Origin of the sequence: Pseudoclavibacter endophyticus (genome assembly GCF_008831085.1) — a bacterium.
GTDB classification, from domain to species: domain Bacteria; phylum Actinomycetota; class Actinomycetes; order Actinomycetales; family Microbacteriaceae; genus Pseudoclavibacter; species Pseudoclavibacter endophyticus.
Genome location: NZ_WBJY01000001.1, coordinates 1,712,584 through 1,736,334, shown reverse-complemented (window position 1 = coordinate 1,736,334; position 23,751 = coordinate 1,712,584). Strand labels below are relative to the sequence as shown.

At 70.4% G+C, this 23,751-nt stretch carries 25 protein-coding genes; 1 reads left to right on the top strand and 24 read right to left on the bottom strand.

Annotated elements, in window-relative coordinates:
- Positions 1 to 55 precede the first annotated feature (55 nt).
- The 21 genes from F8O04_RS07800 to aroC form a co-directional block, all read right to left on the bottom strand.
- A complete protein-coding gene (locus F8O04_RS07800) occupies positions 56 to 2,059 on the bottom strand; it encodes a primosomal protein N' family DNA-binding protein (protein WP_158028680.1) in 2,004 nt (667 codons plus the stop codon).
- A gap of 5 nt (positions 2,060 to 2,064) precedes the next feature.
- Positions 2,065 to 3,255: a methionine adenosyltransferase gene (metK, locus tag F8O04_RS07795; protein WP_158028679.1), complete on the bottom strand. Its 1,191-nt coding sequence runs from the start codon at positions 3,253 to 3,255 to the stop codon at positions 2,065 to 2,067.
- A gap of 49 nt (positions 3,256 to 3,304) precedes the next feature.
- Positions 3,305 to 4,549: a bifunctional phosphopantothenoylcysteine decarboxylase/phosphopantothenate--cysteine ligase CoaBC gene (gene coaBC / locus F8O04_RS07790; protein ID WP_158028678.1), complete on the bottom strand. Its 1,245-nt coding sequence runs from the start codon at positions 4,547 to 4,549 to the stop codon at positions 3,305 to 3,307.
- A gap of 8 nt (positions 4,550 to 4,557) precedes the next feature.
- The gene (rpoZ, locus tag F8O04_RS07785; protein ID WP_158028677.1) at positions 4,558 to 4,902 is read right to left on the bottom strand and encodes a DNA-directed RNA polymerase subunit omega; all 345 of its coding nucleotides are present in this window, start codon (positions 4,900 to 4,902) and stop codon (positions 4,558 to 4,560) included.
- A 51-nt stretch (positions 4,903 to 4,953) separates the two neighbouring features.
- On the bottom strand, positions 4,954 to 5,880 hold the full coding sequence (gene gmk, locus F8O04_RS07780) for a guanylate kinase (RefSeq protein ID WP_158028676.1): 927 nt from the start codon (positions 5,878 to 5,880) through the stop codon (positions 4,954 to 4,956).
- Positions 5,877 to 6,770, bottom strand: a complete 894-nt coding sequence (gene pyrF / locus F8O04_RS07775; protein ID WP_225734915.1) for an orotidine-5'-phosphate decarboxylase — start codon at positions 6,768 to 6,770, stop codon at positions 5,877 to 5,879. The genes gmk and pyrF overlap by 4 nt, the downstream gene beginning before the upstream one ends.
- A gap of 4 nt (positions 6,771 to 6,774) precedes the next feature.
- Positions 6,775 to 10,134 carry a carbamoyl-phosphate synthase large subunit gene (carB, locus tag F8O04_RS07770; protein ID WP_158028675.1) on the bottom strand — a complete coding sequence of 1,120 codons (3,360 nt, stop codon included), beginning with the start codon at positions 10,132 to 10,134 and terminating at the stop codon, positions 6,775 to 6,777.
- The gene (gene carA / locus F8O04_RS07765; RefSeq protein WP_158028674.1) at positions 10,134 to 11,303 is read right to left on the bottom strand and encodes a glutamine-hydrolyzing carbamoyl-phosphate synthase small subunit; all 1,170 of its coding nucleotides are present in this window, start codon (positions 11,301 to 11,303) and stop codon (positions 10,134 to 10,136) included. Before carA ends, carB begins: the two co-directional genes overlap by 1 nt.
- A complete protein-coding gene (locus F8O04_RS07760) occupies positions 11,300 to 11,893 on the bottom strand; it encodes a PH-like domain-containing protein (protein WP_158028673.1) in 594 nt (197 codons plus the stop codon). The genes carA and F8O04_RS07760 overlap by 4 nt, the downstream gene beginning before the upstream one ends.
- Entirely contained in the window at positions 11,890 to 13,275 is a 1,386-nt protein-coding gene (locus F8O04_RS07755; RefSeq protein ID WP_373285872.1) for a dihydroorotase, read from the bottom strand. Before F8O04_RS07755 ends, F8O04_RS07760 begins: the two co-directional genes overlap by 4 nt.
- Before the next feature lie 5 nt (positions 13,276 to 13,280).
- Entirely contained in the window at positions 13,281 to 14,237 is a 957-nt protein-coding gene (locus F8O04_RS07750; protein ID WP_158028671.1) for an aspartate carbamoyltransferase catalytic subunit, read from the bottom strand.
- On the bottom strand, positions 14,234 to 14,815 hold the full coding sequence (pyrR, locus tag F8O04_RS07745; protein ID WP_158028670.1) for a bifunctional pyr operon transcriptional regulator/uracil phosphoribosyltransferase PyrR: 582 nt from the start codon (positions 14,813 to 14,815) through the stop codon (positions 14,234 to 14,236). Before pyrR ends, F8O04_RS07750 begins: the two co-directional genes overlap by 4 nt.
- A gap of 150 nt (positions 14,816 to 14,965) precedes the next feature.
- Positions 14,966 to 15,385: a transcription antitermination factor NusB gene (nusB, locus tag F8O04_RS07740; protein WP_158028669.1), complete on the bottom strand. Its 420-nt coding sequence runs from the start codon at positions 15,383 to 15,385 to the stop codon at positions 14,966 to 14,968.
- Positions 15,385 to 15,948, bottom strand: a complete 564-nt coding sequence (gene efp, locus F8O04_RS07735) for an elongation factor P (protein ID WP_158028668.1) — start codon at positions 15,946 to 15,948, stop codon at positions 15,385 to 15,387. Before efp ends, nusB begins: the two co-directional genes overlap by 1 nt.
- A gap of 69 nt (positions 15,949 to 16,017) precedes the next feature.
- Positions 16,018 to 16,500: a type II 3-dehydroquinate dehydratase gene (locus tag F8O04_RS07730; RefSeq protein ID WP_158028667.1), complete on the bottom strand. Its 483-nt coding sequence runs from the start codon at positions 16,498 to 16,500 to the stop codon at positions 16,018 to 16,020.
- A 37-nt stretch (positions 16,501 to 16,537) separates the two neighbouring features.
- Positions 16,538 to 16,942, bottom strand: a complete 405-nt coding sequence (locus tag F8O04_RS15040; RefSeq protein WP_225734914.1) for a DUF4190 domain-containing protein — start codon at positions 16,940 to 16,942, stop codon at positions 16,538 to 16,540.
- Positions 16,943 to 16,998: 56 nt separating this feature from the next.
- The gene (locus tag F8O04_RS14805) at positions 16,999 to 17,355 is read right to left on the bottom strand and encodes a DUF4190 domain-containing protein (protein WP_188726476.1); all 357 of its coding nucleotides are present in this window, start codon (positions 17,353 to 17,355) and stop codon (positions 16,999 to 17,001) included.
- Between the two features lie 65 nt (positions 17,356 to 17,420).
- Positions 17,421 to 17,693, bottom strand: a complete 273-nt coding sequence (locus F8O04_RS07715) for a DUF4190 domain-containing protein (protein WP_158028666.1) — start codon at positions 17,691 to 17,693, stop codon at positions 17,421 to 17,423.
- A gap of 185 nt (positions 17,694 to 17,878) precedes the next feature.
- Positions 17,879 to 18,964, bottom strand: a complete 1,086-nt coding sequence (gene aroB, locus F8O04_RS07710; protein ID WP_158028665.1) for a 3-dehydroquinate synthase — start codon at positions 18,962 to 18,964, stop codon at positions 17,879 to 17,881.
- Positions 18,961 to 19,497, bottom strand: a complete 537-nt coding sequence (locus F8O04_RS07705) for a shikimate kinase (RefSeq protein WP_158028664.1) — start codon at positions 19,495 to 19,497, stop codon at positions 18,961 to 18,963. Before F8O04_RS07705 ends, aroB begins: the two co-directional genes overlap by 4 nt.
- Entirely contained in the window at positions 19,494 to 20,771 is a 1,278-nt protein-coding gene (gene aroC / locus F8O04_RS07700) for a chorismate synthase (protein ID WP_158028663.1), read from the bottom strand. Before aroC ends, F8O04_RS07705 begins: the two co-directional genes overlap by 4 nt.
- 285 nt (positions 20,772 to 21,056) lie before the next feature.
- Here aroC and F8O04_RS14800 point away from each other — a divergent pair, with 285 nt between their 5' ends.
- Entirely contained in the window at positions 21,057 to 21,212 is a 156-nt protein-coding gene (locus tag F8O04_RS14800) for a hypothetical protein (protein ID WP_188726211.1), read from the top strand.
- Positions 21,213 to 21,243: 31 nt separating this feature from the next.
- Here F8O04_RS14800 and F8O04_RS07695 read toward each other — a convergent pair whose 3' ends face one another.
- From F8O04_RS07695 to ruvX, 3 genes are read right to left on the bottom strand one after another with little or no spacing between them, the layout of a single operon-like run.
- Positions 21,244 to 22,107, bottom strand: coding sequence for a shikimate dehydrogenase family protein (locus F8O04_RS07695; protein WP_158028662.1), 864 nt, complete (start codon positions 22,105 to 22,107; stop codon positions 21,244 to 21,246).
- Positions 22,108 to 22,111: 4 nt separating this feature from the next.
- Positions 22,112 to 23,284, bottom strand: coding sequence for an endolytic transglycosylase MltG (gene mltG / locus F8O04_RS07690; protein ID WP_158028661.1), 1,173 nt, complete (start codon positions 23,282 to 23,284; stop codon positions 22,112 to 22,114).
- Entirely contained in the window at positions 23,277 to 23,750 is a 474-nt protein-coding gene (gene ruvX, locus F8O04_RS07685) for a Holliday junction resolvase RuvX (RefSeq protein WP_158028660.1), read from the bottom strand. Before ruvX ends, mltG begins: the two co-directional genes overlap by 8 nt.
- Position 23,751 lies beyond the last annotated feature (1 nt).

The window sequence follows — 23,751 nt, the reverse complement described above, 5'->3', positions numbered from 1 at the left end:
TGCGCTGCGCCCGGTGACGCCGCGAGAGGCCGGTGACGCCGCCTGTGGCGCTGCGTCAGAACCGGCCCGGTTCGTCGAGGTGGACCCGGAGGGTCGAGGCACGCGGGGCGGACCGGCCCCCGCGCGCAGCGCGCCGCGCCGTCGCGCCTCGCACGAGTTCGGCCTTCAGGCGCCTGGCGACCTCACCCCCCGCCGCGTACGCGAAGCGGAGCGTTGCGACGACCGCGTCGTCGGCGACGGGCTCCCCGTTCGCGTCGAGGTCCGGAGCCGGACCGTCGACTCGCAGCTGCTCGACGCCGTCGAGCACGTCGAGCGCGGCCTTCACCTCGGCGCGCGTGCCGCGGAGCGCGCCGACCCGGACGGCCGGGGGAAACGCCAGCGCGCGCCTAGCTGCCAGCTCGTCGCGCGCCGCATCCGCCTGTCGCCAGTCGCGCAGGGCGCGGCCAGGCCCCTCGTCGGCGCCGACGAGGAGCACCGTGGCACCGTCACGGGCAAGGGCGGCCGCATTCGACCACCACCGCAGCGTGTCGGCCCCCGCGTCGAGGGCCTCGCGCGCGAGCAGGCGTTCACCGTCGAGCAGGAGGACCGCCCGGTACCCGCCTCGCGCGGCGGGCTCCGCGCCCCGCGTCGCGACCACCAGGGCGGGTGAGTCGCCCACCTCCACGCGCCTGGTCTCGCCGTCCGCCACGATGACGGGCACACCGGGAAAGGCGCGTCCGAGCTCCTCAGCGGTCCGCCCGACCCCGACGCTCATCGCCCGGAGCGTCGCACCGCCGCACGCGCCGCAGTGCCACGTCGGCTCGGCCGCACCGCACACGGTGCATCGCGGCACGGACGATCGCGCGGCGAGCCGCAGAGGGCCGCCGCACGTGCGGCAGCGGGCGGCCTCGCGGCACGCGCCGCAGGCGAGGCGCGGCACGTAGCCTGCGCGAGCCACTTGCACGAGCACCGGCCCGTCGCGGAGGGCGTCGGTGGCGGTTCGCCACGCGATCGAGGGGATGCGCGCGTGTTGCGCGAGCCGCTCGTCGCCGACGACCGCGTCGCTCGGGACGACCCTCGGAGGACGTCGAACCGCAGATGCGCTCGTAAGCCAGCCGAGCTCGACCAGGCGTTGCGCCTCAAGGCTCGGCGCGTGCGATGCCAGCACGAGCGTGCATCCCTCTTGCCGCTGTCGCTCGAGCGCCACCTCGCGGGTGTGCGGGTACGGCGTCAACGGCTCGACGTAGCTTTCGTCGGCGTCGTCCCACACGAGCACCACACCGAGCCGCGCGACCGGAGCGTACACTGCGGAGCGGGTGCCGATGATGGCGACGGGGCCGTCGAGGCAGGCGAGGTAGTCGCGATAGCGATCGGTCGGTTTCGCGGCCGCGTCCGCTCGCCGGACGAGCGGCGCATCGAGCCGGCTGAGAAGGGCTCGCCGACCGAGCTCGACGTCGCGGAAGTCGGGCACGATCATGATCGCGCCCCGCCCGGCACGCACGTGCGCCGCCGCGATGTCGGCGAGCATCCCGAGCGCGTTCGGCACGGCATCGGGGCCGACGCCGACCGGGGCTCGCACGGCGACTCGCGCCCCGGGCTCGCCCGTGAGCGCGCCCGCGGCCTCTGGCCCCACGGCCGCCTCGACGGAAGCGCGGTCGTCCACGGCGGCGGCGCCGCGCGACGGTTGTCGCGCCGCTGGAAACGCGCCGTCACCGCGGGCGGCGAGCCACTCGGACTCGACCCGCGCCCGGCGGGTGGGGATCGCGAGCCGGAGGACGTCGGCCGTCGTGCCGGCCTGCCGGTCGGCGACGGCGCGCGCGAGCCGCGCGACCGCGGGCGTCAGCACCGGTGCCGGCGATAGGAGCGCATCGAGCTCGGACAGGGTGCCCTCGAACTGCGGTCGGTCGGTCACCCGGAGGACGAAGCCGTCGAGGGTGCGCCGGGCACTGCGCACGGGAACGCGCACGCGCATCCCGGGACCGACCTGTCCCTTGAGGTGCTCGGGAATGCGGTACTCGAACTCGCGGTCGAGCTGCGGCAGCGGCGACGCGACCACGACGACCGCGACGTCGGCCGTCACGTGGCTCAGACGCCGACCTCGCGGCGAAGGTCCTCGACGCGGTCGGTGCGCTCCCACGTGAACTCGGGCAGCTCGCGGCCGAAGTGCCCGTACGCGGCAGTCTGGGTATAGATGGGGCGCTTGAGACTGAGATCGCGGATGATTGCGGCGGGGCGGAGATCGAAGACCTCGCGCACGGCGGCCTCGATGCGGGCCACGTCGGCGTGGGCGGAGTCGAAGGTCTCGAGGTACAGGCCGACGGGATCCGCTTGCCCGATGGCATAGGCGACCTGCAGCTCGACCCGGTCGGCGAGGCCGGCGGCGACGATGTTCTTCGCGACCCAGCGCATGGCGTAAGCGCCCGACCGGTCGACCTTCGACGGGTCTTTCCCGCTGAAGGCGCCGCCGCCGTGCCGGGCCATGCCGCCGTAGGTGTCGACGATGATCTTGCGGCCCGTGAGGCCCGCGTCGGCGCGCGGACCGCCGTCGATGAAGCTGCCGGAGGGGTTGACGAGTACCTTCGGGGTCGCGTCGCCGAATCCCGTGCGCTGCAGCACCGGGCGGATGACGTGCTCCTCGACGTCGTTCGTGATCTGAGCGAGCGGGATGCCGGGATTGTGCTGGGTCGACACGACGATCGTCTCGACGGTGCGAGGAATCGATCCCTCGTACCCCAGCGTGACCTGCGTCTTGCCGTCCGGCCGCAGATACGGGACGGTGCCGTCCTTGCGCACCCGGGCGAGTCGTTCGCTGAGGCGGTGGGCGAGCCAGACGGGAGCCGGCATGAGGACCGGGGTCTCGTTGCTCGCGTAGCCGAACATGATGCCCTGATCGCCGGCGCCGAGGCGCTGCAGCTCATCGGCCGAGCCCTCTCGGTGTTCGAGTGAGGTCTCGACCCCCTCGGCAATCTCCTTCGACTGCTCCCCCACCGAGATCGACACGCCGCAGGACCGGCCGTCGAAGCCCACGTCGCTGGACGTGTAGCCGATCTCGCTGATCTTGCGGCGCACGATACCCGCGATATCGGCGTACCCCGCGGTAGCGACCTCGCCGGCGACGTGGACCTGACCGGTCGTCACGAGCGTCTCGAGGGCGACGCGCGCGTCGGGGTCCTGCGTGAGCAGCGCGTCGAGGATGCTGTCGGAGATCTGGTCGCAGATCTTGTCGGGATGCCCCTCGGTCACCGACTCGGACGTGAATGTGCGCAGCTCTGGCATCGTGCCTCCTCGGCGGCTTGGACGTGGTGGACGGCTCGGGCGTGCCGGGTCACCCGGCGACGACGTCAAGGATGGCATCGGCCACCGACATCTTGTCGCCCTCGTGTCGTCGCACGACGTCGCCGTCCGCCGCGAGAATGACGACGGAGTTCTCGTCCCGCTGGAACCCCTCGTGCCAGCCGACGCGGTTGACGGCGAGGTAGTCGCAGCCCTTGCGGGCGATCTTGGCCCGCCCGAGCTCGAGGAGTTCGTCGTCGTCGGCCGCGGTCTCTGCCGCGAAGCCGACGATGATCTGGCCGTCGACGCGAGCGGCCGAGAGGTCGCGCAGGATGTCGGGGTTCTTCGTGAACGCGATCGTCAGCTCGTCGCCCGACTGCTCCTTCTTGATCTTGCTGTCGGAAACCCGGTCGGGACGATAGTCGGCGACGGCGGCGGCCATGATGATGACCTCGCGCCGGGGGGCGATCTCGGCGCACGTCTCCGCCATCTGAGCGGCCGTCGAGACCTCGACCACGTGCACGCCGTCCGGGACCCCGACCTCGAGATTGGCGGCGACGAGCGTCACGTCGGCCCCGCGGGCCGCGGCGCGCGCCGCGATGGCGACGCCCTGCCGGCCGCTCGATCGGTTGCCGAGGAATCGAACCGGGTCGAGAGGTTCGCGCGTGCCGCCGGCCGTGACGAGCACGGTGCGGCCGGCCAGATCGTGCGATCGGGCGGCGGCGGCCCGCGACGCGTCGGCGCGACCGGCCGCACGCTCGATGGCCGAGACGATGGTCTCGCTCTCGGCGAGGCGACCCGGTCCGACATCGTCGCCCGTCAGCTGCCCCGAATCGGGGCCGACGATGATCGCGCCGCGCGCCGCGAGTCGTTCGACGTTGGCCTGCGTCGCAGGATGCTGCCACATCTCGGTGTGCATGGCCGGTGCGATGACGAGCGGGGCCGTCGAGGCGAGGGCGGTGGTGCCGAGCAGGTCGTCCGCGAGCCCGTTGGCGAGGCGCGCTATGGAGTTCGCCGTCGCGGGGACGACGGCGATGACGTCGGCGCGCTGACCGAGCGCGACGTGGCGCACTTCGGCCACGTCGTCGAAGAGGTCGCTCGTGACCGGATTGTGCGAGATCGCCTCGAACGTCGGCCTGCCGATGAACCGCAGCGCCGATTCGGTCGGCACGACGTCGACGTGGTGGCCGGCGAGCACCAGATCACGGACGACCTGGACGGCCTTGTAGGCGGCGATGCCGCCCGTCACGCCGACGACGACGCGAAACGCGCGCCCGTTGTCCGACTCCTCGTTCACCGGGTTCGCTATTCGGTCGTCGACCCCGGGTCGTCGTCGAACGAGAGCAGCTCGCCCTCGTCGTCCGCCCCGGTCTCCTCCGCGACGAGCGGCAGCGGCTTCGGCGCTTCGGCCATGACGAGCTTCTGCTCGTTGATCTCGCGCAGCGCGATCGACAGCGCCTTGTCGTCGATGTTCGACTCGACGAGCGGCCCGACGTTCTGGTACAGCGCGCCTTCGTGCAGGTCGGCGTAGTAGTCGTTGATCTGCCGGGCGCGACGCGAGGCGAAGATCACGAGCTGGTACTTGTTGTCGACGCGCTTGAGCAGCTCGTCGATGGGCGGGTCGATGATGCCCGGGTTCTTCTCCGTCACGTGGACTCCCTCGGTGGTCGTATTCAGTGGTTGGACTCGGCGGTGCGCCGGTCAGTCGGTGGAGCGCGCCTCGCTCGTAAGCGCCTCCGGCGAGAGACCCATGAGCTCCACGAGCCGCCGAGCTGCCTCTGGCACCGTGTCGTTCACGATCTCTTCGTCAAACTCTTCTCGCGCCGCCAGCTCGACCTTCGCCGTCTCGAGGCGCCTGGCTTGCTCTTCGGCCGATTCAGTGCCCCGCCCCGTGAGTCGTCGGACGAGTTCGTCCCAGCTCGGCGGCATCAAAAACACCAGTCTAGCCTCTGGCATGCGCCGCTTCACCTGGCGGGCACCCTGAATGTCGATCTCGAGGAGCACGGGCGAGCCCGTGGCGAGCGCGCGCTCGATCGGCGGCCGCGGCGTGCCGTAGCGGTGGGCGTTGTGCACAGTGGCGTACTCGAGGAACTCATCGCGTTCGATCATGCCGTCGAAGTCGTCCGGTTCGAGGAAGAGGTAGTTGACGCCGTGCACCTCCCCGGGGCGCGGAGGCCGAGTCGTGGCCGAGACGGAGAGCAGCACCTCGGGATAGTGCTCGCGAATGTAGTTCGAGACGGTGCCCTTGCCGACGGCTGTCGGGCCCGCGAGCACCGTCAGCCTCCGTGTCGCCCGCGACGGCTTGGGCATCCGCTCGACGAGATACTCGCGCAGCCGCTCGCGTTGCTTCGCGCCGAGGCCCCCGAGCCGCTTCGAGGGCGAGATCGCGAGATCGTCGAGGACCCGCGTCATCTTGGTCGTGCCGACGTGCGGAATCGAGAGCAGGAAATTGGTCACGCGAAGCGAATGCTCGGCGGCGTTGGTGACATCGGCGCTCGCATCGAGCACCTCCACGGGCGTGCGCTCCCCCGCCGCGATGGCCCGCTTCACCTCGGCGCGGGCGCGCCTGGCGGCGACTGCGGCACGTGAGGCCGCGGCCCGGTCGACCGGGGGTGGCACCGGGGTCATGCGTAGGCCTCGCGGAGCGCGTCGACCTGTGCCTCGATCTCGTGCTCGAGGCCGTCCGGACCGGCAGCGAGTACGCTCCGTGCCGAGGTCACGATGGTCGCGTCGGCGACCTGACCGAAGATTCCGCGAACGTCGCTGAACGACGCCCCCTGGTGGCCGAAGCCGGGGGCGAGCACGGGGGTCGTCGGTGCCCCCGCGAGGTCGTCGAGGTCGATGCCGAGGAACTCGAAGTCGAGGGTCGCCCCGAGCACCACGCCGATCGAGCCCGCCGACCTGCCCGCGGCGTGCTCGCGGTTCCATTTGGCGGCACGACCGGCGATGCCGCCGGCGACCGTTCGACCGTTCATCGACCCTCGGATGCGGCGTGCGGTTTGGATGCTCGCCGATTCCGGGTTCGAGGTGGCCGCCAGGATGAACAGCCCTTTGCCGTGCGTCTCGGCGAGTTGGAGCGGGTGCGCGAGCGTGTCGAAGCCCTGGTACGGGTTGAGCGTCATCGCGTCCGCCTCGAGTGGCATGCCGGGAGTGAGCCACGCCTCGCTGTACGCCTCGAGCGTCGTGCCGACGTCACCGCGCTTGACGTCGGCGATCACGATGAGTCCGGCATCCCTGGCGGCCTCGAAGACCTCCTCGAGCACCTTGTACCCGATGGACCCGAAGCGCTCGTAGAACGCGACCTGCGGCTTCACGATGCCGACGCGCCCCTTCAGCGCCTCGACGACGCGCAACCCGAACGCGTGTGCGCCGACCGCCGAGACCGGCAGCCCCCACTGCTCGAGCAGGTAGGTGTGCGGGTCGATGCCGATACACAGGTGCCCGTACCGATCGATGGTCTCGGCGAGCCGATCGCCGAACGGCACGATGCCGTGGCCGTCGTCGGTGGAGTTTGTCACGTCGTCAGTGTCCTTCCCCGTCACCCGCCCCGTGCGCGTTCGCGCGCAGTGCGTTGTACTCCTGTAGCGACCGGACGTCGAATCCCCGGGCGAGGGCCCGGTAGGAGCCCACTGCCGCGGTGAGTTCGGCGATGGTCGTGAAAATCGGGAGATCCGCGGTGATGGCCGCCGCCCGGATCTCGTACCCGTCTGCACGGGCCCACTGGCCGGACGGCGTGTTCACGACCATGTCGATCTCGCCGCCTTGGATCATCTCCACGATATTGCCACTCGGCGTCTCGCCACCAGTGGGCCCGGTGCCGCGCGCGCCCTGTGCACCGACGCCGCCGGCGAGCTGGGAGTACTTGCCGACCACCCGGGAGGGGATGCCGTGCCGCCGCAGGACGAGCGCTGTGCCTTCCGTCGCGACGATCTCGAAGCCGAGGTCGACGAGCCGGGCGACCGGGCTCACGACCGACCGCTTGTCCGTGTCGGCGACCGAGACGAACACGGTGCCCGAGGTCGGCATGCCGCCGTACGCCGCGATCTGACTCTTGGCGAACGCGGTCGGGAAGTCGACGTCGATGCCCATCACCTCCCCGGTCGAGCGCATCTCCGGGCCGAGCACCGAGTCGACGGCGCCGCCCTCGACGGTGCGGAAGCGCTTGAACGGCAGCACCGCCTCCTTCACGGCGATGGGGGCGTCGATCGGCAGATACGTGCCGTCCTCGGCGCGCAGGAGGCCTTCCGCGCGGAGTGAGGCGATCGTGTCGCCGACCATCACGCGCGCGGCGGCCTTTGCGAGCTGGGTGCCGATCGCCTTGGACACGAACGGCACGGTGCGCGAGGCTCGCGGATTTGCCTCGAGCACGTACAGCACGGGACCGGCGAGGGCGAACTGCACGTTGAGCAGGCCCCGCACGCCCACGCCCTTGGCGATCTCGAGGGTCGCCGCACGGACCCGCGCGAGATCGGCGTTGGCGAGCGAGATCGGGGGCAGCGTGCAGGCCGAGTCGCCCGAGTGGATGCCGGCCTCCTCGATGTGCTCCATGATGCCGCCGAGGTAGAGCTCCGTGCCGTCGTAGAGCGCGTCGACGTCGATCTCGGTCGCATCGTCGAGGAACCGGTCGACGAGCAGCGGGTGGTCCGGCCCGACGATGGCCTGCCCCTCGATACGCGCGAAATAGTCGACGAGTTGTGCTTCGTCGTACACGATCTCCATGCCGCGCCCCCCGAGCACGAAGCTCGGCCGAACGAGAACGGGGTAGCCGACCTCGGCGGCCACCGTCGCCGCGCTCGCAAGATCGGTCGCGGTGCCGTTCTCAGGCGCGCGAAGCCCCGCGGCATCCAGGATCCGCGAGAATTGGCCGCGCTCCTCGGCGAGATCGATGGCCGCGGGCGAGGTGCCGAGAATCGGCACGCCCGCGTCTTCGAGCCCCTTCGCGAGTCCGAGGGCGGTCTGGCCGCCGAGCTGGACGATGACGCCGAGCAACTCGCCCCCCGCCCGCTCCGCCTCGATGATCTCGAGCGTGTCCTCGAGTGTCAGCGGCTCGAAGTAGAGGCGGTCGGAGGTGTCGTAGTCGGTCGAGACCGTCTCCGGGTTGCAGTTGATCATGATGGTCTCGTAACCGGCCTCGGCCAGCGCGAACGAGGCGTGCACGCACGAGTAGTCGAACTCGATCCCCTGGCCGATCCGGTTCGGTCCGGAGCCGAGGATGACGACCTTGCGACGATCGGACGGCGTCACCTCGGTCTCGGTGTCGTAGCTCGAGTAGTGGTACGGCGTGTGGGCGGGGAACTCGCCGGCGCAGGTGTCGACCGTCTTGAAGACGGGCCGGATCCCGGCGCCCCAGCGCCGCGCGCGCAGCTCGGCTTCCGTCGTCCCGCGCAGCTCGGCGAGCTGCGCGTCCGAGAAGCCGTGGCGCTTGGCGTGGCGAAGCAGCCGGTCGTCGAGCGTCTCGGCGTCGGCGACCTGCTCGGCGATCTCGTTGATGAGCGCGATCTGGTCGATGAACCACGGGTCGATGCCCGTGGCGTCGAAGACCTGCTCCGGCGTCGCGCCCTTCGCGAGGGCGATCTGCACGTCGATGATGCGGCCGTCCGTCGGGGTGCGCATCGACGCGAGCAGCTCGTCGACGCTTCGGGGATCGTCGGCCCACGTGAACGAGGATCCCCGCTTCTCGAGCGAGCGCAGGGCCTTCTGCAGCGCCGTCGTGAAGTTGCGACCGAGCGACATCGCCTCGCCGACCGACTTCATCGTGGTGGTGAGCATCGGGTCGGCGGCCGGGAACTTCTCGAAGTTGAAGCGCGGCACCTTGACGGCCACGTAGTCGAGCGTCGGCTCGAAGCTCGCGGGCGTGACGCGCGTGATGTCGTTCGGAATCTCGTCGAGGCGGTAGCCGAGGGCCAGCTTGGCCGCCATCTTCGCGATGGGGAATCCGGTCGCCTTCGACGCGAGCGCGGAGGACCGAGACACGCGGGGGTTCATCTCGATCACGATCACGCGGCCGGACGCGGGCTCGACGGCGAACTGGATGTTGCAGCCGCCGGTGTCGACGCCCACGAGCCGGATGATGTCGATGCCGATGTCGCGCAGGCGCTGGTACTCGACGTCCGTGAGGGTGAGCGCCGGGGCCACCGTGATCGAGTCGCCCGTGTGCACGCCGACCGGATCGACGTTCTCGATCGAGCAGACCACGACCGTGTTGTCGGACGTGTCGCGCATGAGCTCGAGCTCGTACTCCTTCCACCCGAGGATCGACTCCTCGAGCAGCACCTCGCTCGTCGGCGATGACTGCAGGCCGTCGCCGACGAAGCGGATGAGCTCCTCGCGCGAGTGGGCGAAGCCGGAGCCGAGGCCGCCCATCGTGAAGGAGGGACGCACCACGAGGGGGTACCCGAGGTCGTCCGCGAACTCGATGGCCTCGTCGAGCGTGCGGGCGATGTGGGAGCGGGCCACCTCGGCCCCCGCCTCGATGACGAGGTTCTTGAACTGCTGTCGGTCCTCGCCGCGCCGAATCGCGTCGACCTTCGCGCCGATGAGCTCGACGCCGTGGCGCTCGAGCACACCTTCCTCGTGCAGGCGGATCGCCGCGTTGAGGGCCGTCTGACCGCCGAGCGTCGGCAGGATCGCATCCGGTCGTTCGGCGATGATGATCTTCTCGATGATCTCGGACGTGATCGGCTCGATGTACGTGGCGTCGGCGAAGTCGGGGTCGGTCATGATCGTCGCGGGGTTCGAGTTCACGAGGATGACGCGAACCCCCTCCTCGCGCAGCACCCGGCAGGCCTGCGTGCCGGAGTAGTCGAACTCGGCGGCCTGGCCGATGACGATCGGGCCCGACCCGATCACGAGCACCGAATTGATGTCGTCGCGCTTGGGCATTACGCCTCCTTGCTCTTGGGGCCGGCGGGCTGCGTGCCGGCGATGTGCTCGAGCACCATGTCGCGGAACCGGTCGAAGATCGGGGCCGCGTCGTGGGGACCGGCGGCGGCCTCTGGGTGGAATTGGACGCTGAACGCGGGCAGGTCGAGGCAGCGCAGGCCCTCGACCACGTTGTCGTTGAGGCCCACGTAGCTGACCTCTGCCCGGCCGAAGCCCGCCGGGGTCTCGACGACCTCGCCGATTGGAGCGTCGACCGCGAAGCCGTGGTTCTGCGCCGTGATCTCGATGCGGCCCGTCGCCTGCTCGCGCACTGGCTGATTGATGCCGCGGTGACCGAACGGCAGCTTGTACGTGCCGAATCCGAGGGCGCGCCCGAGCAACTGGTTGCCGAAGCAGATGCCGAAGAACGGCACGCCGTCGCGCAGAACGCCCCGCAGCAGCTCGACGTGGTCGTCGGAGGCGTCGGGGTCTCCCGGACCGTTGGAGTAGAAAACGGCGGTTGGAGCGAGCTCGCGCAGCTCCTCGACCGTGATCGTTGCCGGCACGACGTGCACGTCGAAGCCGCGCGCCGCGAGGGCGCGGATCGTGGCGCCCTTGATGCCGAGATCGACGATGGCGACCGAGCCGATGCGGTCGGTCGTAGCCGGGTGCACGTAGGCCTCGGCGGTGGTGACGACGTCCGAGAGGTTCCTCCCGGTCATGGAGTCCTGCGCGCGCACATCGTCGAGCTGTTGCCGGGGGTCGCGGTCGGCGGCCTCACCCGAGAAGATGCCGCCGCGCATCGCGCCCTCCGACCGGATGCGACGTGTCACCGCGCGCGTGTCGATGCCGGCGATGCCGACGACGCCGCCCGTGATGAGGGCGTCATCGAGCGTGCCCTCCGCGCGCCAGTTCGATACGACGCGGCTGGGGTCGCGCACGACGTAGCCGGATGTCCAGATGCGGTGCGACTCCATGTCGGTGGCGTTGATGCCGGTGTTGCCGATGTGCGGGGCTGTCTGGACGACGATCTGCCCGGCGTAGCTCGGATCGGTCAGGGTCTCCTGATAGCCGGTCATGCCGGTCGAGAAGACGACCTCGCCGAGCGTCGTGCCGACGGCGCCGAACGCCTCGCCCTCGTAGCGGGTGCCGTCCTCGAGTACGAGCACGGCTGGAGTGAAAGTGGTCATCGTGACTCCTCGTTCGATGGTGTCGTCGCCGGGCGGAGCGTCGCGAGCGCCGCCTCGAGGCGGTCGCGCTCGGCGCTGTCGACGACGCGGAAGCTGGTGTGAACGACGATCGACTCGGCGTCGGCGTCGGCGGCGGCCACGGGCGGGGCCGACGCGCGCGCGCCGCCCTCGGCGGTCGCGAGCCGCCAGGAGACGGTCGTCAGGCCGTCGCGTTCGACGACGCGGTCGATCGTGGCGGTGCGGGCGCCGACGGCCACGATCGACGACCGCGGGATCGCGAAGCTCTCGATGCCGCGGATCGTCACGCGCACGCCGTCGACGAGCACCTCGAGCAGGCAACGGCCGCGGAACGCGAGGGGCGCGTGCACGATGCGCTCGAGCGGGCGTCCGTCGAGCGTCGTGGCGACGTAGTGCACGTCGTCGAGGCGCTCGACGAGCCGGCCTCCGACGGCGTCTCCGGGCGGAGGCGGGCAGATGTCGGCCTGGGCGCGGCCCTTTGCCCGCCACCCAGCCCGAAGGGCGAAGAGCAGGAGCACGAAGACCGCGAGGATTGCTGCGCCGATCAGCCAGCGCGCGTCGAGATCGCTCATGCGGAAACGCCCCTCGCGTGCATGGCATGACGGGTACGGGCCCGGTCGGCGGCCGTCGACGGGTCGACGAGCTCGCCGTCGACCAGCGTGACGCCGCCCCGGTAGACGGTGTGTACGACGCGGCCGGGCAACTGGCGACCGAGGAACGGCGAGTTGATGCTCTTGCCGCTGAGATCGGCGGTCGTGAACTCGCCGCCGTCGTCCGGGTCGTAGACCGCGAGGTTCGCGAGCTCTCCGACGGCGATCGGGCGCCCGGCCGCGTCGTCCAGCCCGATGCGGGCGGGCGTCTCCGACAGCACGCGCGCGACGCCGCGCCAGTCGAGCCTGCCGGTCGCCACCATCGTGGCGTGCACGACGCGCAGCGCGGATTCGAGCCCGACCATGCCCATTGCGGCCTGGTCCCACTCGGTGTCCTTCGCATCGACCGGATGGGGCGCATGGTCCGTCGCCACGATGTCGATCGTGCCGTCGGCGAGCGCGTCGCGCAACGCATGCACGTCGTCCTCCGTGCGAAGCGGCGGATTGACCTTGAACCGGGCGTCGAACCCGCGCACGAGCTCCTCGGTCAGCAACAGGTGGTGCGGCGTGACCTCGGCGGTCACGTCGATGCCGCGAGCCTTCGCCCAGCGGACGACGTCGACCGAGTCGCGCGTCGAGACGTGGCACACGTGCAGGCGCGACCCAACGTGCTCGGCGAGCAGCACGTCGCGCGCGATGATGGAGGTCTCCGCGACCCCGGGCCATCCCTCGAGGCCGAGCTCGGCGGCGAGAGCGCCCTCGTTCATCTGGGCACCCGGTGTGAGGCGGGGATCCTGCGCGTGCTGCGCCACCACTCCCCCGAACGTCTTCACGTACTCGAGGGCGCGTCGCATGATGAGCGGGTCGAAGACGCACCTGCCGTCGTCGGAGAACACGCGGACCCGGGCACGGCTCGTGGCCATGGCGCCGATCTGGCTGAGGCGTTCGCCCTCGAGGCCGACGGTGACCGCTCCAATGGGGCGCACATCCGCATACCCGGCCTCGCGCCCGAGCGCGGCGACCGACTCGACTACGCCCGCCGTGTCCTGCACGGGAGACGTGTTGGCCATTGCGAACACGGTCGTGAAGCCGCCGCGGGCCGCCGCCTGCGTGCCGGTGCGGACCGTCTCGCTCGACTCCGAGCCAGGCTCGCGCAGGTGCGTGTGGAGGTCGACGAGGCCGGGAAGGACGACGAGTCCGCCCGCGTCGAGCCTGGTGCAGTCGGCGGGTGCATCGAGCGAGCCAGGCTCGCCGATCGCCGTGATGCGGTCGCCCTCGATCAGCACGTCGCGGGTGTCGTCGCCGTACAGGAGGCCGCCCTCGATGAGGATGGCGACGTCCGTGCCGTCGGGGGTGATCGGGATGCTGGTCACGCGGCGCCCTCCTGCGATCCTGAGAGAAGGTGGTAGAGCGCGGACATGCGCACGGCGACCCCGTTCGCGACCTGTTCGAGCACGGTGGACTGGCTGGAGTCGGCGGCGGCCGACGAGATCTCGAGGCCACGGTTCATCGGCCCGGGATGCATGATGGCCACCTCCGAGCCGAGGGCGTGGAAGCGCGCCTCGCTGAGGCCCCAGAACGTCGCGTACTCGCGCGTGTTCGGGAAGAAGGCGTCGCGCATGCGCTCCGCCTGGATGCGCAGGAGCATGACGGCCGTCGGATCGTCGGCCAGCGCCTCGTCCAGGTCGTAGGTCGTGCGCGCCGGCCACATGGACGTGTCGGCCGGCAACAGCGTCGGCGGCCCGACGAGCGTGACGCGCGCCCCGAGCGTGCTCAGCAACCACACGTTGGAGCGGGCGACGCGGGAATGCAGGATGTCGCCGACGATGACGACGTGGGCGCCATCGAGGCCGGTGCCGCGCGCGCCGTCGCGGCCGTGCAGCCGGTGGCGGAGCGTGAACGCGTCGAGCAGCGCCTGGGTCGGATGCTCGTGCATGCCGTCGCCCGCATTGAGGATCGGCGTGTCGATCCAGTCGCGCTCGGCCAGCAGCTGCGGCGCGCCCGATGAAGGGTGACGGATCACGACCGCATCTGCGCCGATGGCGCGGAGCGTCTGCGCGGTGTCCTTCAGGCTCTCCCCCTTCGAAACGCTCGAGCCCTTGGCGGCGAAATTGATGACGTCGGCGCTCAAACGCTTCTCGGCGGCCTCGAACGAGATGCGGGTCCGCGTCGAGTCCTCGTAGAAGAGGTTCACGACGGTGATGCCGCGGAGGACGGGGAGCTTCTTGACCTCGCGGTCGCTGACGTCAGCCATGTCCTCGGCCGTGTCGAGCAGCATGATGGCGTCGTCGCGACGGAGATCGCGCGTGGCGAGCAGATGCTTCACTCCGCCTCCCTGGTCTGTGTGTCGGTCGCGTCCGTGATGACCACGGCATCCGCACCGTCGATCTCGGCGAGCTCGACGCCGATCCGTTCGCTGCGCGCGGATGGCAGGTTCTTTCCGACGAAGTCGGCACGGATCGGCAGCTCGCGGTGACCGCGGTCCACGAGCACGGCGAGCTGCACGGCGCGCGGCCGCCCGACGGCGCTCACCGCGTCGAGGGCGGCGCGCACGGTCCTCCCCGAGTACAGCACGTCGTCGATGAGCACGACGGTCTTGTCGTCGACGCCCATCGGGGGGATCCGCGTCGGCTGCGGGGCGCGCGGGGCGCGGCGTCGCAGGTCGTCGCGGAACATGGTCACGTCGAGTTGGCCCGTGATCGACGCGGGATCGAGCTCGTTGCCGGCCTGCTGCTCGATGCTGGCGAGGTTGCGGGCGAGCCGCTTGGCGAGGGCCACGCCTCGGGTCGGGATGCCGAGGAGCACGACACCGTCGATGCCCCGGTTGTGCTCGATGATCTGGTGCGCGATGCGGACGAGCGCGCGCTCGATGTCGGCGGGAAGCAGCACGGTGCGCTGGCTCACGTCGACCCTCCCTTCCCCGCCTCACTGGACGGCATTAAAAGGTTGGTCGGAACGACGATCAGGGTAGCACCCGCGCGAGCGTCCGCTGGACGGGCGCTCTCGATGCCGTCGAGAGGCGGTGCGGCCGGGAAACAAGCCCCGACCTGGGGATCACGGCGACGTCGGCAGCTCGGCGATGCGGCCGAGGACGCCGTGTACGAAGCGGCCCGAGTCCTCGGTCGAGAGCGTCTTCGCGCTCTCGACGGCCTCGGTGATGGCGACGGACGGCGGCACGTCGCTGCTCCAGCGGAGTTCCCAGACGCCAACCCGCAGGATCGCGCGGTCAACGGCGGGCATGCGATCGAGCGGCCAGCCCCTCGAGTACGTCGTGAGGAGCTCGTCGATCTCGTCGCGGTGCTCCCCGACGCCGAGAAGGATCTGCCGCGCGAACGCCCATGACGTGGCGCGCTCGGGCTCGTGCTCCGCTCGCGATGCCTCCTGGGCCAGGATCTCGGCGACCGGGACGCCGCGCACGTCGGCGGCGTAGAGCACGTCGGTCGCGCGCCTGCGGCCCTTGGTGCGTGCGCCCATCAGTCGTTGACGCGGCTGAGGTACTCGCCCGTTCGCGTATCGACCTTGACCCTCGTGCCGGCGTCGACGAACAGCGGCACCTGGATCTCCGCACCGGTCTCGACGGTCGCGGGCTTCGTGCCGGCGTTCGACCGGTCACCCTGCAGGCCGGGTTCCGTGTAGGTGATCTCGAGCACGACCGACGGGGGCAGTTCGATGTACAGCGGCTCGCCCTCGTGCAGCGCGATCTGCACTTGCTGCTGCTCGAGCAGGAAGCCCGCGGCGTCGCCGACAAGGGTCTCGTTCAGGGTGAGTTGGTCGTAGTCGCTAGTGTCCATGAACACGAAGCCGTCACCGTCTCGGTAGAGGTACTGGTAGTCGCGTCGGTCGACCGTCGCGGTCTCGATCTTGGCGCCGGCGTTGTAGGTGCGGTCGACGATCTTGCCTGAGACGACGTTCTTGATCTTCGTGCGAACGAACGCGCCGCCCTTGCCGGGCTTGACGTGCTGAAACTCGACGACCTGCCAGAGTTGGCCGTCGATCTTCATGACGACGCCGTTCTTGATGTCCGCGGTCGATGCCATACCGTGTGCCTCTCGGTTCTGTGCCCTGTGATCTGCGTGCCGTGCGGGCGGGCGGCCCGACGGGCCAGCCTACCGCGTCGCCGTGGCGTGCGAGGGCGCGCCGCCACGGCGGCCCGGCCGGGCGGCGTGCTGGATCGCCGTCAACGCCGCGAGGTACGAGCCGAGACCGAAACCGGTGACGCTGCCGGTCACCGCGCTCGCGACGAAGTTGACCTGTCGGAAGGCCTCCCGCCGGTGCGGGTTCGAGAGATGCACCTCGACAACCGGCGTGCCGGTCTCGATGACGATGGCGATGGCGTCGTGCAGTGCGACTGACGTGTGCGTCAGCGCGCCAGCGTTGAGGATGACGGGCGATCCCGTGTCGGCGGCCTCATGCAGCCAGCCGACGAGGTCTCCCTCATGGTTCGTCTGCCGGCCGTCGATCTCGACGTCGTCGCCCGCGGCGTTCTGCAGGGCGGCGTGGATGTCGTCGAGCGTGTCGGTGCCGTAGACGTCAGGCTGCCTGGTGCCGAGTCGATTGAGGTTGGGGCCGTTCAGCACGAGGATGCGCATGGCGCCATGGTAGCGAGAGAACGAAGGTGATCCGGAGCTAGACGGACGAGCCGACGAGGACGGCCCCGAAGATGCCGATGAACACCAGCACGTACAACAGGTAGAACAGCACGATACCGACCCACACTGCGGTGAAGACGTAGCCGATGATGAGTCCCGCGAGGGCGAGGCCGTGTCCGTCTTCGCCGGTCCGCTTGATCTGGTTCAGGGCGATGTGGCCGCAGACAATGCCGACGACGCCGGTCAGGATGCCACCGACGAGGGCGATGATCGCCATGGTGTTCGTCGGCCGCGGGGCCGCGTAGGACTGGGGCTGATACGGCACGGGCGCGTAGCCCGGAGCCGGCGGCACAGCGCCGTGCGATGGGGCCTGGGCGCCGCCGGCTCCCGGGTCGTGGCGTGCGCCCTCGATGGACTGCCCGTGGGGGCCGCTCGTGGTCACGCGGTGCCTTTCTGTCGGTCAGCCGTGCTTCTGCCGAAGCGTGCGGCTGCTGCCGCTCAGGAGTACGTCGTCGAGTAGCTGAAGACCCAGGCGAAGAAGACCACGTAGAGGATGACAACGATCACCGTGATCGCCAGCATGACGTAGCCGATGATGAGGCCGGCCATCGCGAGACCGCGTCCCTGCTCGCCGGTCTTCTTGATCTGGTTGAGCGCGATGTGGCCGCAGATGATGCCTGCGATCGAGATGAAGAACGACGAGACGAGCGCGATGATCGCCATCGTGTTCGTTGATTGCGCTGGCGCCGGGCTCGCGCCCGGGTAGCCGCCAGGAGCGGGAGCGCCGTAGGCGGGCGGAGGAGGCGGTCCGGGCTGGACCTGATTGGGCTGGCCGTATGGGTCGTTGTTCGACACGACGGAACCTTTCGTGTAGAGGGGCGGCGCGGCCCCCGAAGCGTGCGGGCCGCGCCGCCCGGAGACTAGTTGTAGGTGACCGCGGCCCCAATGCCGGCGAAGACGATGATGATGCCGATGATGGCGATCGCGGTGTACACGTATCCGATGACGAGGCCGATGATGGCGAGCACTCGGCCGCCTTCGCCCGTCTTCTTGATCTGGTTGAGCGCGATGTGGCCGCAGATGATGCCCACGATCGGGATGAGGATCGAACCCACGAGGGCGATGATCGCCATCGTGTTGGTCTTCTCCTGCGGCGCGACGCCACCGGCGTTGTAGGGGGCAGGCTGGGTCATGAGGAAGTCTCCTGGGAGTGTTGCGGAACGGCGAAGCCCCGGCAAGTCGGGGCTCGCCCTCTATTCTGCACGACGGTAGGGGCCGACCGCGCCAAGTCATCCCGGTGACGCGAAACGTCAACCAAAAGTTGGCCGGGGGCATCCGCGGGTCGCGCCGGACTCGCGGCGCGACGGCGGATGCTGCGCTACGTGGCGATCTCCTGATACGCCGCGAAGAGCAGCGACTCGTCCGGCGCCTGGATGACGGTCGGCTTGGCGAGGCCGTCGAGCACGACGAAGCGCAGCATCGCACCTCTGGCCTTCTTGTCGCGACGCATCGCGGCGAGCAGCGTCGGCCAGCGCGAGGCCGGATATCCCATTGGCAGGCCGAGCAGCCCGAGGATGCGTGTGTGGCGATCGGCGGTCTCGTCGCTCAGCCGGCCCGACAACCGGCCGAGTTCCGCGGCGAAGCGCATGCCGATCGCGACGGCCGCGCCGTGGCGCCACTGGTAGCGCTCAGCGAGCTCGATCGCGTGCCCGAGGGTGTGGCCGTAGTTCAGGATCTCGCGCCGTCCCTGCTCGGTGAGGTCGTCGCCGACGACGTCGGCCTTCACGCGGATGCTCAGCTCGACGACGCGGCGGAAGGCGGGCGTTCCGGGGTCGGTCGCGGCGTCGGGGTCGGCCTCGATGAGGTCGAGAATTTCGGGCTCGGCGATGAACCCGGCCTTGACGACCTCTGCGAAACCGGCGAGCAGCTCGTTGCGCGGGAGGCCTGCCAAGACGTCGAGGTCGACGACCACGCCGGCCGGCGGATGGAAGGCGCCGACGAGGTTCTTCCCCTCGTTCGTGTTGATGCCCGTCTTGCCGCCGACGGCCGCGTCGACCATCGCGAGCACGGTCGTCGGCACGTGCACGACCTTCACGCCGCGAAGCCACGTGGCGGCGATGAACCCGCCCACGTCGGTGGTCGCGCCCCCGCCGATGGTGATGATCGCGTCGGAGCGCGTGAAGTCGGCCTGACCGAGGATCTGCCAGCAGAACGCGGCGACCTCGACGCGCTTGGCGCCCTCGGCATCCGGGATCTCGGCCACGAGGACCTGCGCGTACTCGGCCGCGAGCGTCTCTCGCACGTCGTCAGCGATCGCGGCGAGCGTCGGCGCGTGCACGATGAGCAGCTTCTCGACCTTGCTGCCGAGGAGCGGAGGCAGGAGTTCCCGCAGCGACGCGATGAGCCCGCTGCCGACGAGAACCGGCCCGTGCTCGCCGGACACCTCGATCGTGGTGTGGCTCATATCGTGCTCGTCCCTTCGTGTCGTGCCGTGCCGAGCACCGCGTGATTCGTTTCGCGGAGCCACGCCTCGATGTCGTCGACGACGCGGCTCATCGGCCGGAACGACGTGTCGAACGTCGCGTCGGCCAGCCGCTCGTAGACCTCGCGGCGACGCTCGTAGATCGCGCGCCAATCGTCGAGGCTCTTGATGAGCGGCCGCTTCGTGCTGCCGGAGATGCGCTGTTCGATCGCCGCAGGGGAAGCGAGCACCTGGATGACCGTGTGATGGCCGAGCAGCGCCTGCGTCGCGTCGTCCATGACGGCGCCGCCACCGAGTGACACGACCTCGACCTCTCGCAGTGCGCGCGCGACATAATCGCGCTCGAGCGCCCGGAACGCTGCTTCGCCCCGCGTCGCGAAGAGCTCGCTGATGGGGCCGTGATCCGCGGCGATGCGCCGGTCCGTGTCGGCGTAACTCGCGCCCAAGCGCCGCGCGAGGCGCCGGCCCGCGCGCGATTTCCCGGCGGCGGGTGGACCAATGAACGCGATGGTCATACGCGCCACTCGCTCAGCGAGTCGCCCATCGGCGACTCGTCCACCTCGGCCTCGGCCGGGCGGGCGGACGCGGGATCGGCGAGTTCCGGTGTCGTGCGCAAGTGCGCGGGAATCGACCGGACGTAGGCCTCCAGGTTGCGGCGGGTCTCGCCGACGCTGTCGCCGCCGAACTTGTCGAGCAGCGCGTCGGCGATCGTGAGCGCGACCATCGCCTCGGCCACGACCCCGCTCGCGGGCACGGCGCAGACGTCGGACCGCTGGTGGTGCGCCGTCGCGTCGCCCCCGGTGGCGACGTCGACCGTATGCAGGGCGTGGGGCACGGTCGCGATGGGCTTCATGCCCACCCGTACCCGCAGCCGGGTGCCCGTGGTCATGCCGCCCTCGATCCCGCCAGCCCGGTCGCTCGAACGCGCGATGCCGTCACCGGTCGCGTAGAGGGGGTCGTGTGCCGCCGAACCGCGTCTGCGCGTCGTGCGGAACCCGTCGCCGATCTCGACGCCCTTCATGGCCTGGATGCTCATGAGCGCTGCGGCGACTTTGGCGTCGAGCCGGCGATCCCAGTGCGCGTACGAGCCGATGCCGCTGGGAAGGCCCGTGACCACCACCTCGGTCGATCCGCCGATCGTATCGCCGTCCTTGCGGATCTCGTCGATCAGTTCGACCGCGCGGGCCGACGTCTCGGGGTCGAGGATGCGGACGGGATCGGCGTCGATGGCCTCGAGATCCGCCAGCGTCGGCACGCGCGCGTCGTCCGGCACCTCCACCTCGCCGATCGCGATGGTGTGGCTGACGGTCTCGATGCCGAGCTCGGCGAGGAAACGCTTGGCGATGGCGCCGAGCGCGACGCGCGCCGCGGTCTCCCGCGCGCTCGCGCGCTCGAGGACCGGGCGTGCCTCGTCGAAGCCGTACTTCTGCATGCCGGTGAGGTCGGCGTGACCGGGGCGCGGACGCGTGAGCCGCTGGCCGCGGCCGGTCTCGAACACCGCGTCGTCGACGGGGTCCGGGCTCATGACCTCGGTCCACTTGGGCCATTCGGTGTTGCCGATGCGCAGGCCGATCGGCGACCCGATCGTGAGCCCGTGGCGCACGCCCGCCGAGAGGTGGAGCTCGTCCTGCTCGAACTTCATGCGCGCGCCCCGCCCGTAGCCGAGCTTTCGGCGCGCCAGGTCGGCGCGGACGTGGTCGAGTGAGAGCCGCACGCCGGCGGGAAGCCCCTCGAGAATGGCGAGCAGTTCTGGGCCGTGCGATTCACCGGCCGTGAGCCATCTGAGCATTCGGCCATTGTTCCATGTCGGGGGTGCGCCCGTCGGCCATCGCGGGGCGGCGCCCGAGGCCATAGGCTGAGCGCCGAGCGCAACCCGAGGACAGCAGCGAGTGACGATGCCGAACCGCAGGACCACACCGATCAGGTCCCCTGACACGTCCGTTCCGCCGGCCACCGGCAGCGATGCGGCGACGCCGTTGTCGGCCGGTGCCGCGGCCACCGCGCAGTTCCCGCGGGGGGCGGCGCCGAGGAGCGCGGCGATGGCGACGCGTTCGTCGTCGTCGAGGGCGGTGAATTGCGCATCGACTTCGATGACCGCGCGGCCGAGGGCGATCCATGGGTGCCGAACACGCTCGTCGAGCGATCGCCATGGGGGTCCGCGGACGGACTCGAGCTGGCGGTGACGGTCGGCACCGACGGCGCGATCGACGTCGACCTGTCGGCGTTCTAGCGCGGCCGCAGCTCGGAGCCGCCGGACCCGGTCACCTCCCGAGCGCAGCGCGCATCGCGGCGAGGAGTTCGGCGTCCGTGACAGCCCGCGCGCCATCCTCCGGACGCGTGAAGAGTCGCACCTGCGCGATCGCCTGGTACAGCAGCATGTCGAGCCCGCTCACGACCTGCCCGCCGGCGTCGAGCCAGTGGGCGGCCAAGGACGTCGGCCAGGGGTCGTAGATCACGTCGAACAGGGTCGCCGTTCGGCGCACGGGCTTGGGATACCGCACGCGCAGTCGGTCGCCGCCCGGGATCGTATTGATGACGAGGTCGACGTCGTCCATGCCGTCACCGGTGCGGGCCGGGTCATCGTCGAGGTGCACCACGCGCACGGACATGCCGAGCGACGCGGCGAGCCGCTCGGCGTCGCGGGCGCGCTCTGGCGCGCGGGCACGGATGACCAGCTCGGTCGCCCCGCGCTCCGCGCACGCGAGCAGCACGCTCGACGCCGTGCTGCCCGCACCGAGCAGTTCGACGCGCGCCGTTCCGGCGCCCGCCTCATCGAGGGCGCGCCGGACGCCCTCCACGTCCGTGTTGAAGCCGTCGAAGGGCGCATCGGGCTCGGGGCCGTCGAACACGATCGTGTTGACAGCGTCCGCGCGTTGCGCAACGGGCGAGACAGTGCGGCACATGGGAACGGCGACCGACTTCAGCGGCATCGTGAGCGAGCATCCGCGCCACCCGGGTTCCCGCGAGGCCAGAAACCCGGCGAGTTCGTGTTCGCGGAGTTCGACGGCCGAGTACTGCCGTTCGACGCCGAGCGCCCGGGCGGCCGCCTCGTGCAGCCGCGGCGATTTGGAGTGCGCGATCGGCGAGCCGAGCACGGCGAGCCGTTGCGGTGACGGGGTGCGCATGCGGCTACTGGTACTCCGGGTGGTCCGCCATCCACGCCTGCCACTTGTTGACCGCCGCCAAGTGCTCCTCGTACGTCGTCGAGAAGATCGTCTCCCCCGTCTCGAGGTTCCAGGTCACGAAGTAGAGCCAATCGCCGTCGACGGGATTTACGGCGGCGTCGATCGCCACGTCGCCGGGATTCGAGATGGGACCGACGATCATGCCCGGATGCACGTACGTGTTGTACGGATTGGACGCGTCGACGCGCTCGGCCTCCGTCGTCTCCACGTGGTCATCCCTGCCGACGCCGTAGTGGACGGTTGAATCCGCCTGCAGCGGCATGCCGATGTCGAGCCGATTGAAGAACACGCGCGACACTTTGTAGAAGTCGTCGCGCAGCCCGGCCTCGCGCTGCACGAGCGATGCCATGCGGATCACGTCCCAGCGTTCCTCGGGGGCGACGCCCGCGGCGTCGAGCGACTGGAAGGAACGGTCGACCATGGTCGCGAGGACCGTGCTGGCATCGGTCTCCGGCGGGAACTCGTAGGTCGCCGGGAAGAGGAATCCCTCGAGGGTCGTCGCCTCGGCGGGCAGGCCGTACGACGCCACGTCCGCTGCCGCGGCCTCGAGGTCCGCGAGCGGGATGCCGAGGCCGTCCTCGATGATCGCGAAGATATCCTTCATCCACGTGCCCTCCGGCACGACGAACGAGCCGTGCTGCAGATTACTCGCGTCGGTGAGCGCATCCACGGCGGCTGCCGCGCTCATCTGCTCCTGCATCCCGTAGGTGCCCGGCATGAAGGTCGGCTCCGGGTCACGGCTCACCACCTCGGCGACGAAGGCGTCGCTCGTTTTCACGATGTCAGCCTCGGCGAGGCGCTCACCGATCGAGGTGCCCGTGTCGCCGTCTTGCACCGTGAACGTCACCTCGGTGCCGTTCCCGGGGCCGCTGTAGTCGTCGGCCCCGAACATCGAGCCGATCCGGTCGCCGAACACGACCCACCCGATTGACCCCGCCGCGATGAGGGCAATCACGACGATCACGACGATGATGATGCGGTGCCTCACCGCTCGGCGGCGCTGCTCGCTTCGCCGACGATGACGGCGGCCACCGGACGCCGCGGTCGCGCCGGCGCGATCTTCATCGCGGTCATCGAGCAGCCCGGCAAAGTCGTCGCGCTTCTCGGTGTCAGGCATGGTCGTCCTTTCCGGTGACGAGCGTTCCAGGCGGTGAACCCGTGGATCGCTCGCCGTCGAGGGCGTTCTGCAACAGTACAACTGCAGCGAGTTGGTCGATACGGTCTCGCGACGTGCTGGCCTTTCGCCCCACCTCGCGCAGCTGCCGCGTCGCGGTCACGGTCGTGAGCCGTTCGTCGACGAGACGGACGGGGATGTCGACCGCGGCGGCGATCTCCTGCGCGACATCGCGGGCATCCTGCGTCGAGGCCGTCTCGTTCCCGCTGAGCGCGATCGGCAACCCCACGAGCACCTCGACCGCCTTCGATTCGCGTGCGTGCGCCGCGATCGCCGCCACGTGGACCCCACCGCCGCGGTCTCGCGCGACCGTCTCGATCGGGGTCGCGATGAGGCCGTGCGGATCGGAGCGCGCGACGCCGATGCGGGCCTTTCCGACGTCGATGCCGAGGCGGGTACCGGTCCGCACG